This window comes from Vibrio sp. Vb1755 (assembly GCF_033338635.1).
Classification (GTDB): domain Bacteria; phylum Pseudomonadota; class Gammaproteobacteria; order Enterobacterales; family Vibrionaceae; genus Vibrio; species Vibrio alginolyticus.
Map to the genome: position 1 here is coordinate 18,210 of NZ_JAWOTA010000010.1, position 13,981 is coordinate 32,190.

11 protein-coding genes and 1 tRNA gene are annotated in these 13,981 nt (G+C 44.9%); 8 read left to right on the forward strand and 4 right to left on the reverse strand.

The window, feature by feature from the left end; all coding sequences use genetic code 11:
- Positions 1-10: 10 nt before the first annotated feature.
- Positions 11-826 (reverse strand): alpha/beta fold hydrolase, encoded by an 816-nt coding sequence (locus R7E00_RS11125; RefSeq protein ID WP_065274166.1) that lies wholly within the window; start codon positions 824-826, stop codon positions 11-13.
- Positions 827-1,002: 176 nt separating this feature from the next.
- Entirely contained in the window at positions 1,003-2,019 is a 1,017-nt protein-coding gene (tsaD, locus tag R7E00_RS11130; RefSeq protein WP_005379854.1) for a tRNA (adenosine(37)-N6)-threonylcarbamoyltransferase complex transferase subunit TsaD, read from the reverse strand.
- A gap of 230 nt (positions 2,020-2,249) precedes the next feature.
- On the opposite strand from tsaD, the gene rpsU reads away from it, so the two are divergent.
- The 6 genes from rpsU to R7E00_RS11160 all read left to right on the forward strand — a co-directional run bounded on the left by rpsU (position 2,250) and on the right by R7E00_RS11160 (position 8,111).
- Positions 2,250-2,465, forward strand: a complete 216-nt coding sequence (gene rpsU / locus R7E00_RS11135) for a 30S ribosomal protein S21 (protein ID WP_001145625.1) — start codon at positions 2,250-2,252, stop codon at positions 2,463-2,465.
- Between the two features lie 27 nt (positions 2,466-2,492).
- The gene (locus tag R7E00_RS11140; protein WP_005379720.1) at positions 2,493-2,936 is read left to right on the forward strand and encodes a GatB/YqeY domain-containing protein; all 444 of its coding nucleotides are present in this window, start codon (positions 2,493-2,495) and stop codon (positions 2,934-2,936) included.
- Positions 2,937-3,085: 149 nt separating this feature from the next.
- Positions 3,086-4,852, forward strand: a complete 1,767-nt coding sequence (dnaG, locus tag R7E00_RS11145) for a DNA primase (RefSeq protein ID WP_005379719.1) — start codon at positions 3,086-3,088, stop codon at positions 4,850-4,852.
- Between the two features lie 99 nt (positions 4,853-4,951).
- Complete coding sequence (gene rpoD, locus R7E00_RS11150; protein WP_005395986.1) at positions 4,952-6,814, forward strand: RNA polymerase sigma factor RpoD; 1,863 nt, start codon at positions 4,952-4,954, stop codon at positions 6,812-6,814.
- 155 nt (positions 6,815-6,969) lie between these two features.
- A tRNA-Ile gene (locus R7E00_RS11155) sits at positions 6,970-7,045 on the forward strand.
- A gap of 262 nt (positions 7,046-7,307) precedes the next feature.
- Positions 7,308-8,111, forward strand: a complete 804-nt coding sequence (locus R7E00_RS11160; RefSeq protein ID WP_017633488.1) for a MetQ/NlpA family ABC transporter substrate-binding protein — start codon at positions 7,308-7,310, stop codon at positions 8,109-8,111.
- 94 nt (positions 8,112-8,205) lie between these two features.
- On the opposite strand, the gene R7E00_RS11165 is transcribed toward R7E00_RS11160, so the two are convergent.
- Positions 8,206-8,481, reverse strand: a complete 276-nt coding sequence (locus tag R7E00_RS11165) for a hypothetical protein (protein ID WP_005383040.1) — start codon at positions 8,479-8,481, stop codon at positions 8,206-8,208.
- Between the two features lie 223 nt (positions 8,482-8,704).
- Positions 8,705-9,424: an SIMPL domain-containing protein gene (locus tag R7E00_RS11170; RefSeq protein WP_005379714.1), complete on the reverse strand. Its 720-nt coding sequence runs from the start codon at positions 9,422-9,424 to the stop codon at positions 8,705-8,707.
- 233 nt (positions 9,425-9,657) lie between these two features.
- On the opposite strand from R7E00_RS11170, the gene R7E00_RS11175 reads away from it, so the two are divergent.
- Together R7E00_RS11175 and R7E00_RS11180 are read left to right on the forward strand one after the other, a co-directional pair.
- The gene (locus tag R7E00_RS11175; RefSeq protein ID WP_238842881.1) at positions 9,658-11,409 is read left to right on the forward strand and encodes a lysophospholipid acyltransferase family protein; all 1,752 of its coding nucleotides are present in this window, start codon (positions 9,658-9,660) and stop codon (positions 11,407-11,409) included.
- Positions 11,410-12,017: 608 nt separating this feature from the next.
- Positions 12,018-13,970, forward strand: a complete 1,953-nt coding sequence (locus R7E00_RS11180) for a PTS mannitol transporter subunit IICBA (RefSeq protein ID WP_033906054.1) — start codon at positions 12,018-12,020, stop codon at positions 13,968-13,970.
- Positions 13,971-13,981 lie beyond the last annotated feature (11 nt).

A 13,981-nucleotide genomic window follows, 5' to 3' on the forward strand; every position in this document is an offset into this window, starting at 1 on the left:
GATGTATTGGTTACGCATGAACTCGATTCAGGAAGTTCAACAACATCTGGTTGACGAACTCAGGCTGCTCTAAACAACTGATGTGTCCCGCTTGGGGAATCTCCACCAACTCACTGCCTGTGATACAGTCTTTCATTAAATAAGATTCAAAAACTGGACGTGGTTTATCTTCACAGCCCACTGCAATTAACGTCGGCAGAGCAAATTTTTCCGAATCCTCAATCACATCCCGGCGACCAAACACCATGCGCCCTATGCGAGCGACTTCCACCGCACGCTCACCATTCAGGTCTTCTAAACTGCGTTTGAATGAAGCGACAAGTTTAGGGTTATCCTGATTGACGTTATTGGCAAAGAACAGCGGCACAACGGCTTCAATAATTGGCGCAGGCACTGCTTGGACTTGGCTGATGGTATCAAGCATTGCAAAATACTTTTTATACGTAACTTCTGGCTCCCAGCCAATGAAGGTATCCATCAATACCAGTGACTTAACACGTTGCGGCGCTTGAGCCGTTAGCTCTGCTCCCCACATGCCGCCAACAGATAAGCCCACTATCGAGAACTCTTCGATATCTAAATGATCCATCAATGCCAACATATGTTGTGCATAGTCGGCCAATGACTGTGTCGATGCAGGTGCAGCGTCCGATTCACCATGTGCCCAAAGATCTGGCACAATACAACGGAATGACTGGCTTAAAACCTCAACTTGCGGCGCCCACATTTGGCTATCCCAAAGGTAACTATGACCAAATAGAAGCACAGGGCCCTCACCTTTATCTAGATAAGCAAGTTGCTGACCTTCAATTTCAAACTTATTCATTGTTATATCCATTTCTTATTTTTCCACGTCATCCTAGCACTGAAACAATCGCGAACTGATCGCATCAGTCAGAATGTAAAACGAGGCGGTTCATTGAATAATTAAAAATAAAGGCCTCTGAGGAGCAGAGACCTTTATTACACAGAACCGGTTTCAAACCTACCGCATAAATTTGACTAAGCGACAGGTGTTAGTTGATCAATTGGCCAACGTGGACGAGCCTCTACTGACATGTCAGCCACTTCGCCATTCTTCAAGCGCTGCATGCCTGCGTAAGCGATCATCGCACCGTTATCTGTACAGAACTCAGTACGTGGGTAGTAAACTTCGCCGCCAACTTTCTTCGCTAACTTCTCTAACTCAGCTCGCAAACGACGGTTAGCACTCACACCACCAGCAATAACAATACGTTTCATGCCTGTTTGCTCAAGCGCGCGCTTACATTTAATAGCCAACGTAGCACACACAGCTTCTTCAAATGCTAATGCGATGTCCGCGCGAGTTTGCTCGTCATCACCGTTTGCAGCAATCGTGTTAGCCGTAAAGGTTTTTAGACCAGAGAAACTCATGTCCAAACCTGGCACATTCGTCATTGGGCGCGGGAACTTAAAGCGGCCCGGTGTACCTTTTTCCGCCAGTTTAGATAATAGTGGACCGCCTGGGTAATCCAAACCCATTAGCTTCGCTGTTTTATCAAACGCTTCGCCCGCCGCATCATCAATCGACTCACCTAGAATTTTGTACTCACCGATGCCTCTCACTTCCACCATCATAGAGTGGCCGCCCGATACTAATACCGCCACAAACGGGAACGGTGGAGGGTTATCTTCCAACATTGGGGCCAATAGGTGACCTTCCATATGATGAACAGGTACCGCTGGCACTCCCCAAGCATAAGCAATACTGCGACCGATAGTCGCACCCACTAATAGCGCCCCAACAAGACCAGGCCCCGCGGTATACGCGACACCATCGATGTCTTTTGAAGTTAAGTTCGCTTCTTTTAGTGCCTCTTTAATAAGAGGAATGGTTTTCTTTACGTGGTCACGTGAAGCCAACTCAGGCACCACACCGCCGTAATCTGCGTGCAGTTTTACTTGGCTGTATAGCTTGTGTGACAAGAGACCGTTTTCATCGTCATAAATTGCGATGCCAGTCTCGTCACAAGAGGTTTCAATACCAATAATGCGCATGGTTTTCTCAGTATGCTTTCTGTATAGAGGAAATTTGGGCGTCATATTACCTCGCCTTGGTGCTGCAAACAAATTTTGTACAGACAATAATCGACAAAAGGCTTTACAAAGTAGTTGTGATCGGATTAAAATTCCGCACCATTTTTGATCAAGCTGGTAAGAGACCTAACAATTGTGATTTGGTCTGTTGAATACCAGCGTTAACGAATAACCCCTGAGGTGAAAGGCATATGCCAGTAGTTAAAGTACGTGAAAACGAACCGTTCGACGTTGCTCTACGTCGTTTTAAGCGCTCTTGCGAAAAAGCAGGTATCCTTTCTGAAGTGCGTCGTCGTGAGCACTACGAAAAACCAACTACAGTTCGCAAACGCGCTAAAGCAGCAGCTCAAAAGCGTCACGCTAAGAAGCTAGCTCGCGAAAACGCTCGTCGCGTTCGCCTGTACTAATAACTGAGCTCCAAAAGGAATTTAGTTATGGCTCTGATTGATCAACTCAAAGAAGAGCAAAAATTAGCGATGAAAGCCAAGGACAAATTGCGCCTTGGTACTATTCGTTTAGCCCTATCAGCAATCAAGCAACGTGAAGTTGACGAACAGATTACTCTGAACGATGACGACATTCTTGCAGTATTGACCAAGATGGTTAAACAACGTCGCGACTCTGTAGCGCAGTTTGAAGCAGCGGGTCGTCAAGATCTTGCTGATGCGGAACAAGCAGAAATTACCGTTCTTGAGGACTTTATGCCTCAACCACTGACAGACGAAGAAGTAGCGGCTCTCATCGAGAACGCGATTGCTGAATCTGGCGCAGCTGGCATGCAAGACATGGGCAAAGTAATGGGCGTTCTGAAACCGCAAATTCAAGGGCGTGCAGATATGGGTAAAGTAAGCGGTTTAGTTCGCGCTAAATTGGCTTAAGGTACCCCACCCAATTGCAGCAAGCCGTGCTATCCTTTGGAGCGCACGGCTTGTTTGTATCTGGATGGATGGAATGAAATCAATGGGCAATACGCTCATTCTTTTAAGGCATTCACTCCACTCATCATCTTCTTTTTTTGTTAGGTTTTATGGCTGGACACATCCCTCGCAGTTTTATCGATGACCTTCTAGCTCGACTTGATATTGTCGATATCATCGACGCACGTGTGAAACTTAAGAAAAAAGGCAAAAACTACGGCGCATGCTGCCCTTTCCACAACGAAAAGACACCCTCATTCAGTGTCAGTCAAGAAAAGCAGTTCTACCATTGTTTTGGTTGTGGCGCGCATGGAAATGCCATCGATTTTTTGATGGAATTCGACCGACTAGAATTCGTCGAAGCCATTGAAGAACTCGCTTCATACTTGGGTTTAGATGTTCCTCGCGAACAACGTAGCGGCGGTAATGGTTCGTTTCAATCAGGCCCACAAGCAAGCAGCAGTGAAAAACGTAACCTATACGACTTAATGGGCAGCATTGCTCAATTTTATCGTAACCAACTCAAACAGCCAGCAAGTAAGGTGGCGATTGAGTATCTAAAAGATCGCGGCCTATCTGGTGAAATCGTCCAGAAGTTTGGCATCGGCTATGTGGCTGATGAATGGGATTTAGTTCGTAAGAACTTTGGCCAGAATAAAGAAAACCAAGACATGCTCGTCACAGGCGGCATGTTGATTGAAAACGATAAAGGCAACCGCTACGACCGATTCCGTGGTCGAGTGATGTTTCCTATTCGAGACAGACGCGGCCGAGTAATAGGCTTTGGTGGTCGAGTATTAGGTGATGGGACACCAAAATATCTCAACTCACCCGAAACCCCGATATTTCATAAAGGTAAAGAGTTGTATGGCCTTTATGAAGTACTACAAGCGTATCGTGAGCCACCACAAATTTTAGTGGTTGAAGGCTATATGGATGTTGTCGCGCTTGCTCAATATGGCGTAGATTATTCCGTTGCCTCATTGGGAACCTCGACAACGGGCGATCACTTGCAAGTGTTATTCAGGCAAACAAGCACCGTCGTGTGTTGTTATGACGGTGACCGCGCAGGCCGTGAAGCCGCGTGGCGTGCCATGGAAAATGCATTGCCTTACCTAACGGATGGTCGCCAGTTAAAATTCATGTTTTTGCCGGATGGAGAAGATCCCGACTCTTATATCCGACAAAACGGAAAACAAGCATTTGAGCAGCAAGTGTCTAATGCGATGCCCTTGTCTGAATTCATGTTCAGCTCATTGACTCAGCAGGTCGATATGAGCACGAAAGAAGGCATGGCAAAACTGAGTACTCTTGCGGTTCCTCTCATTGATAAAGTCCCTGGCGGCACTTTAAGACTATACTTGAGAGAATTGCTTGGCCGCCGTTTGGGTTTGGTTGATGAACGCCAACTACAGCAGCTAATTTCAAAACAAGGTAAAGAGGATAAAAGGCCTCAACCTCATAAAGAAATCAAGCGAACGCCGATGCGAGAAGTGATCGCGTTACTGATTCAAAACCCACAATACGTAAGTATGGTGCCAGATCTAACTAGCGTTAGAGATTTGCCCATTCCTGGTCTAAGTTTATTTGTTGATGTACTTGATAAATGCCAAGCGCATCCCCATATCAACACAGGCCAATTATTAGAGCATTGGCGAAACAGCCAAAATGAGACCCTTCTGTCTCGTCTCGCGAGTTGGGACATTCCACTCGATGAGGACAACCAAGAAGAAATCTTTTTAGACTCACTGGATAAAATTATTGCCCAGTGCGTAGAAAAACAAATTGAAAACCTGCAGGCCAAAGCAAGAAGTGTCGGTTTATCAGCCGAAGAGAAAAGGGAGCTGCTAGCACTTATGCTAGATTTAAAAGCGTAACCCTGTTTAATTAGTCAGCAACGATTTAATTTGTTATAGTAAGTGGTTTGCATTTCGCATACTGATTCCTTCACCAGATTACGAAGTTGGATACCGTCTATGGATCACAATCCGCAGTCACAGCTAAAGTCACTTGTTATTAAAGGCAAGGAACAAGGCTATCTGACCTACGCCGAAGTAAATGACCACCTACCTGCTGAAATCGTAGATTCAGAACAGGTAGAAGACATCATTCAGATGATCAACGACATGGGCATTAAGGTAGTAGAAACTGCTCCTGATGCTGATGATTTAGCACTGAACGATGACACAAATATTACCGATGAAGATGCAGCCGAAGCTGCAGCCGCTGCACTTTCTAGCGTAGAGAGTGAGATTGGTCGTACAACAGACCCAGTACGTATGTACATGCGTGAGATGGGTACTGTCGAACTTCTAACTCGCGAAGGCGAAATCGACATCGCAAAACGTATTGAAGAAGGTATTAACCAAGTTCAATCGTCTGTTGCTGAATACCCAGGCACAATTCCGTACATTCTTGAGCAATTTGACAAAGTTCAAGCTGAAGAACTACGTCTTACAGACCTAATTTCGGGTTTTGTAGATCCAGATGCTGACGACACCGCTGCACCAACGGCAACACACATCGGTTCTGAACTGACTGAATCTCAGTTAGAAGAAGAAGACGATGAAGACGTTGATGACGACGAAGATAGCGATGACGATTCAGATGATTCTGAAGAAGATGTAGGTATCGATCCAGAATTAGCGCTAGAGAAATTCAACCAACTACGCAGCACCTATCAAAATCTTCAATTAGCAATCAACGAGTACGGCTATAACAGCCCGAAAGCAACCGTTGCTAATGAAATGATGCTAGACGTATTCCGCGAGTTTCGTCTAACACCTAAACAGTTTGATCACCTAGTGAATGAACTGCGTACTGCTATGGATCGCGTTCGTACTCAAGAGCGCCTGATCATGAAGTCTGTCGTTGAATACGGCAAAATGCCGAAGAAATCATTCATCGCGCTGTTCACTGGTAATGAATCAAGTGAAGCTTGGTTGGATGAAGTTCTTGCTTCAGACAAGCCATACGCTGAAAAGATCAAACGTAACGAAGAAGAAATCCGTCGTTCAATCGCTAAGCTAAAAATGATTGAAGAAGAGACTTCTCTAAACGTACAGAACATTAAAGACATCAGCCGTCGTATGTCTATCGGTGAAGCAAAAGCTCGCCGTGCGAAGAAAGAGATGGTTGAAGCGAACTTGCGTCTTGTAATTTCTATCGCGAAGAAATACACCAACCGTGGCCTACAGTTCTTGGATCTGATCCAGGAAGGTAACATCGGTCTGATGAAAGCAGTAGATAAGTTCGAATATCGTCGTGGTTACAAGTTCTCGACTTACGCAACGTGGTGGATCCGTCAGGCAATCACTCGTTCAATCGCGGACCAAGCACGTACGATTCGTATCCCGGTACACATGATCGAAACGATCAACAAGCTAAACCGTATTTCTCGTCAAATGTTGCAAGAGATGGGTCGCGAGCCACTACCGGAAGAACTGGCAGAGCGCATGCAAATGCCAGAAGACAAGATTCGTAAAGTTCTAAAAATCGCTAAAGAGCCTATCTCAATGGAGACACCAATCGGTGACGACGAAGATTCGCATCTAGGTGATTTTATCGAAGATACAACGCTAGAACTTCCGCTAGATTCTGCAACTGCAACTAGCCTTAAGGTGGCAACAAAAGACGTGCTTGCAGGTCTAACGCCACGTGAAGCGAAAGTACTTCGTATGCGTTTTGGTATTGACATGAACACTGACCATACTCTAGAAGAAGTTGGTAAGCAGTTCGACGTTACTCGTGAGCGTATCCGTCAGATCGAAGCAAAAGCACTACGTAAACTTCGTCACCCAAGCCGCTCAGAGACTCTGCGCAGCTTCCTAGACGAATAATCGCAGCGCATACAAGCTTTTAGAAATCAAAAAAGGTGACTTTAGGTCACCTTTTTTATTATCTACTGTTCTAAGTGGATAAAAACTAAGCGCAATTGCCCTAGTTGGTATCTAGACACCTTGCAACGCTTCCCCTATAATCGTTGTCCTATTAAGGCCCCTTAGCTCAGTGGTTAGAGCAGTCGACTCATAATCGATTGGTCCGCAGTTCAAGTCTGCGAGGGGCCACCATATTCCGAAAGGCGTAGCAGGTTAATACCTACTACGCTTTTTTTGTATCTTATATCTTTGGGTACAGTTTCGGTTGCGGTAACTCGTCACTAACCTCGTAATAGCTTTTCCTCTTCCCCTTTTCTTTAACCCTTATCTGGCTTTCTATATGTAGCAATGAAACAAAATGTCCGCTCGTGATTTAAACCATTGACCCTCAGACAACTTCTGATAGGATGGACATACAAACGTATGGACGTCTAAAACAAAAAATGGAGCTACAATGAAAAGTATTGGTCACTTAAAGAAACTAGCTTTGATTCTCACGGCAGTAGTCGGCTTAAGCGCTTGTGGAGAAAAAGATGACTCTGTCATTAAAGTGGGCGCGACAGTTGGACCACATGCACAAGTAGTCGAGGCGGTAGCGAAGGAGGCAGCAAAGCAAGGTTTGAATGTCGAAGTCATTGAGTTTTCTGACTACGTGACACCTAATGCCGCTCTTAGCGATGGTAGCATCGATATTAATAGCTATCAGCACCAGCCATTTTTAGACAACTTCAACAGTAGCCATAACGCCCAATTAGTATCAATTGGTCAGTCCATTCTTATGCGTATGGGGCTTTATTCCAATAAGTATCGCTCACTGCAAGAGCTTCCAAACAATGCACGTATAGCGCTTCCAAATGACCCTACCAACGGTGGTCGTGGTCTGTTGCTACTCGCCGATGCAGGTTTAATTGAGCTGAAACAGGGTGTTGGCCATAAAGCCGCCCTAACTGATATCACAAAAAACGCAAAATCATTTGAATTTGTCGAGGTAGATGCCGCTCAGCTACCAAGAACATTAGATGATGTGGACGCGGCTGCGATTACAATGAACTACGTAATGTCTTCTGGTTTAGATCCGAAGAAACAAAGTATCTATCTTGAAGCAAAAGACGCCCCATTAGCAGTCATGGTCATCGCCACTCGTGACGCAGACAAAAATAATGAAGCGTATAAAAAGTTCGTTTCTATTTATCAATCTCAAGCGATTCGTGATTATCTCGATCGTACGTTCAAAGGCACAATCGAAGCAGCTTTTTAATCAATAAAGCAGCGAATACTTTGCCCACGAATCAGATAGAAAAGAGGCTAATGTTTTCTCATAGCCTCTTCTTTTCATTACTCACTAAATCGACTCATTGTCGACTTTCAGCCTCTAACTTCATTGCCAAATAAGCTTGGTCAGCAGAAACCAATTCAGGACGGTTAATCAACTTCCAGAGGAAGTATGGTGGGATTAAAAATACGATGAAGTAGAGTGATTCATGGAAGAAAACATCGGCTATCGTTTGCTGATGCTCCCAAAGTGCCGTCAGTGCGAAGAGCTCTAACATCACGCCTAATACGCCAAAGACGACAGAGACAACAATCGCTAAACCCAGTAGTTCTCTAATAAAGTGCTTGTATGCCATGATACTAATTCCTTCTAGCAATAAGTCATACTAACTTACGCTCATAAGAAACAAGTGAGCTTGATTATTATCAAACTCACCTCATCACTGTTAAGAACTTAGTTTTATAAAAAAGTACTTGTATATAGCGTCATCGAAGACTGATTTCCCTATCACAGAGCATAGATACCTCTACAAATAGAAGGTGATGGAACGACCAACTATTGACTATATGAGCGCAACTTTAATCAGATAAGTAATATTGAACCGTCGATACCACTCGTACTTTCTTAATGTAAGGCGTGTTGCTGTCTCGGTCATAAATCGAGAACTGCCCTTGAGTTGCACGTTTGATCTTACCCAGTGAACTCTGTGAGTCTTTCGCAAATTTCTCAGCCACTTCACGCGCATTCTTAGTCGCTTCTTCGATCATGTCTGGCTTCACATCATTCAGCTTAGTAAAGCTGTACTCAACACGATTTGCATAAGGATCTTGGTTAAGCAAAACGCCTTGCTTTCCTAGCTCACCTATTTCATTGATTGCCGCTCGAACAACATCAACACTCTGGCTATAAACCGTAACGGTTCGCGAGGCCAAATAACGATACTCAATGTCTTGCTCGCTCCCATATTGCTGTGCTTTTCTGTCAATGACCGCTGGGGAAGAAAGGGAAACGCTGGTTTCAGGAAGCCCTTTGGCACTTAGAAAGTCCAAAATCAAACGGGTTTGCTGGTCAATTTCATCAAACATGGCTCCCATATCATTACTCGCTAGAGTAAATTGAATCGGCCAAATCACCGTATCAGCAGGATACTCACGCTCCGACAAACCTTTTACTGTCACGACTCTTTCATAGGCTCGGTATTTCACCGCCGTCTGCTGCATAAAATAGCCAAGGATGCCAAGACCAAGTATCAAACTTAGCCCAATCCAAAGTGCTGCTTTATTGGAAACTCGTTCCATTATTTCCCCCTGATAAATATCAACTTAGCTTAATCTTTGTTCTAGATAAGATAGCCTATCTATTGTTTTAAGAGGGAGACATAACGCGAGTTTTGATTCATAGCACAGTGATATACCGTTTTCTTTAGTCAATAAAGCTTCATTGGTTTGTCACCAAAGGCTCATGCTTTTGCCTCTTAACTGTCATCTGTAATTTCTACTATCCAATCAGCAACTTGTACGCTGAGGTAAATATGGATAGTTCAACCCCTTTTCGTCTCCCTCGTAAAACGCCGTTTGGCATTGGTGAAAACGTTGCTGAATGGGCAACCGGTTTAAACCAACTTGATAAGTTCTACGCCCAACGCCCCGTTAATGCCGATACCAAAACTTTTCTCCGCTTCACGCTGGATATCTTAGGTATCGATTATCGCATTGCTCATGGTTCACTCGACTCAGTACCTAAACAAGGAGCTACCGTCATTGTGGCGAACCACCCGCTTGGTTGTGTGGAAGGCGTCATCTTGGCCGAACTCTTGTTGATGGTACGAGACGATATCCAAATTCTAGCCAATCAATACCTGAAAACCGTACCAGAGTTAGATCAGCTCTTCATTGGTGTCGATGTGTTTGAAGGCAGAGACGCCGTCAAATCGAATATGAAGGCCCTCAGAGCGGCTAATAAACACCTCGCAAGTGGCGGCTTATTGCTTGTCTTTCCTGCCGGTGAGGTTTCCCAGTTAGTCGATGCCAAACAGCAACGCTTGGAAGACAAAGCGTGGAGTCGAAGCGTAAGTAGCCTGATCCGCAAAAACAAAGCAACGACAGTTCCAGTATTCATCAGTGGTCAGAACTCGAAACGCTTCTATATGGCAGGGAAAATCCATCCACTTTTGCGTACCCTAATGCTCGGGCGGGAGCTACTGAACAAACATGCACAAACCATCAACTTGTCTTTTGGCCAAGCGATTAAATTCAAAGAGCTCAACACACTTAACGATGATCAAGTGGTGAACTATTTGCGGCTCAACACTTACTTGCTCAATCGTGAAACCCAATCAGTTAAGCCTTCTTCTTCATCAGAACTGCTCTCTCCAATAGCGGCAGGGTTACCCGTAGGCGAATTGCTTGAAGAGCTGAACAACTTACCAAAAGAGTCCAAGCTGCTAACAAGTGGTGAGTTCGATGTTTACTGCACGGAGTCGCAGAGTATCCCTTCCCTACTGCATGAAATTGGTCGCCTACGTGAGCTCAATTTCCGACAAGTTGGCGAAGGGACTGGACTAGCAATAGACATTGACCATTTCGATCATGATTACCTGCATCTGTTTGTGTGGGACAGAGAGAACCAATGCTTGGTGGGCGCGTATCGTTTAGGTCTGGTTGATCAACTGATTGAAAAGCGCGGCGTAGCAGGTCTGTATTCACGAACGTTGTTTAACTATGACCAACGCTTTATCGACCAAATGGGTAAATCCATTGAGATGGGGCGCTCTGTGATTGCACAGCAATATCAAAAGAGCATGAGCGCGCTACTGCTGCTGTGGAAAGGCATCGCAACGTTCGTTCATCAAAACCCAGATTACACTCACCTATTTGGTCCGGTAAGCATTAGCAACGACTATAGTGATACTGCACGCCAACTGCTGGCTCAATCAATGACGCTTCACCACTACGATAACAACTGCGCAGAGTATGTCACACCTTCTAACCCACTTCCTGAGCACCACCGTGACTGGAACACCAGCATGCTCACTGCTCTGGGTGATTTACAGCTATTGTCACGTGTCATTGCCAGAATCGATGAAGGGAAAGGAGTGCCCGTTTTGCTGCGTCAGTACTTAAGCCTCAATGGCAAGCTGGTATGCTTCAACGTCGACCCTGCATTCAATAACGCTCTAGATGGATTGATTATGGTGGATTTGCGCGATGTTCAAGAAAAGACGTTGGCAAGGTATATGGGACGCGAGCAAGCTCATGACTACCTCGTCTATCATACTAAATAGCAACGATGATTAAGAACAGTGATTAAATAGAGAGTTGGGAATCACAAGAAGAACCGTGTGGCGACTCTCTTTATTTACCCTTTCATCAACTAATTAGGCGTGCTCCGTGAAGTGCGCCGAAAAGACTCTCATAGATACAATCTATCGAAAGATCTAGATAGCATTTATCTCACCAATTCCGTCACAAACTTTCACAAAAAACAAAAACAGATCCAGGTCACACTTTAAATCCACCACAACTCAACACAAAACGTGACATTGATCATTACAAGTATTTAATTCGAATTTCAAAAAAAATCAAAAGTGATCAAAGTCACAAAGTATTTTGATTTTAAATTTGTCAGAAGATCGGATTGATCACTAAGATTTTTATTGACAGATTTAAAAGTGGCTTTTTGTTATTAAGTTACAAGTTAATAAGTTGAACTTGGTCACTTAAAAACCGTTTCTCAGCCTAAGAAATGCGGGCGTAGATCACGAAAAACCCGTTGTCAGTTCCAATTGGAAAATGTGTGGTAAATTGATTGGGTACTAAGCAATCAAACAAACGGTTTTGGCGAACCGTTTACTACAACAAGATTCATCAGAACATCGAACGGGGAATTGTTATGATATCACCAGATGCCAAGATCAAGATACAAAATTTTGGTCGTTTTCTGTCAAACATGGTAATGCCAAACATCGGCGCGTTTATCGCGTGGGGCTTTATCACTGCTCTATTTATCCCAACTGGATGGCTACCAAACGAAACGTTAGCCTCTATGGTTGGCCCAATGATTACCTACTTGCTGCCACTACTTATCGGTTACACCGGTGGTAAATTAGTTGGTGGCGATCGTGGTGCGGTAGTCGGTGCAATCACAACAATGGGTGTGATTGTCGGCACCGACATCCCAATGTTTATGGGGGCAATGATGGTCGGCCCAATGGGCGGCTGGGCTATCAAGAAATTCGATAACTACATCGATGGTAAAGTAAAAAGTGGCTTCGAGATGTTGGTTAACAACTTCTCTGCGGGCATCATCGGCATGCTATGTGCGATCCTTGCCTTCATCTTTATCGGTCCATTCGTAAAAATTCTTTCTGGTGGCTTGGCGGCTGGCGTTAACTTCCTAGTTTCTGCTCACCTACTACCACTGACTTCAATCTTCGTTGAACCTGCGAAGATCCTGTTCCTAAACAATGCGATCAACCACGGTATTTTCTCTCCACTGGGTATCCAACAAGCGTCTGAAACAGGTCAATCGATCTTCTTCCTAATCGAAGCAAACCCAGGTCCTGGTCTAGGTATCCTGCTAGCTTACATGGTGTTTGGTAAAGGTACGGCTCGTCAAACGGCAGGTGGTGCATCAATCATCCACTTCTTCGGCGGTATCCACGAGATTTACTTCCCATACATCCTAATGAACCCTCGCCTAATCCTTGCGGCTATCGCAGGTGGTATGACTGGCGTATTCGTTCTAACTATCTTTAACGCAGGTATCGTTTCTCCAGCATCACCAGGTTCAATCTTTGCAATCTTGTTGATGACTCAGAAAGGCTCAATCGTTGGTGTTCTAGCGTCTATCGCAGCAGCAACAGGCGTGTCATTCGCCGTAGCAGCACTGCTAATGAAGACGCAAACGTCAACAGAAGAAGACGGTGATGAAGCAGCACTAGAAAAAGCAACATCACAAATGAAAGACATGAAATCTGCATCTAAAAACGATGCGGTGGTAAACAACCAAAGCAAAGGTGACGTAGACCTAGCGACAGTACAAAGCATCATTGTCGCTTGTGATGCGGGCATGGGCTCGAGTGCAATGGGCGCGAGCATGCTACGCAAAAAGGTTCAAGACGCAGGTCTGAACATCCACGTAACCAACCTTGCCATTAACAGCTTACCAGAGAGTGCAGATATCGTGATTACTCATAAAGACTTAACGGATCGTGCACGTAAGCATGCTCCAAACGCACACCACATTTCATTGACTAACTTCCTAGACAGCGAGATGTACAACCAGCTAGTCACCAAACTACTAGCAGCGCAAAACCAATCCGCAGCCAATGACGACCAAATGGTAAAAGTTTCGCTCGTGGCAGCAAACGACGACAACTTCGAGCCACAGCAAACGTCGGTGTTCCAAATCCAGCGTGAAAACATTCACCTAGGTTTGAAAGCTGCCAACAAAGAAGAAGCGATTCGCTTCGCGGGTAACAAGTTGGTCGAACTTGGCTACGCAGAACCAGAATACGTAGACGCGATGTTTGAGCGTGAAGCATTGGTTCCAACTTACCTAGGCGAATCTATCGCAGTGCCTCACGGCACGGTAGAAGCGAAAGACCGCGTGAAGAAAACCGGCATTGTAATCTGCCAATACCCATCGGGTATCCAATTTACTGAAGACGACGATGATGTAGCGAAACTGGTTATCGGCATTGCCGCTAAGAACGATGAGCACATCCAGGTGATTACCACCATTACGAACGCGCTCGATGAGCCGGAGGCAATTGAGAAGCTAACCAGCACCAACGATGTGGAAGAGATTCTAAACATCCTTGGCGGTCAACAAGCGGCTTAATTACCCCTTTA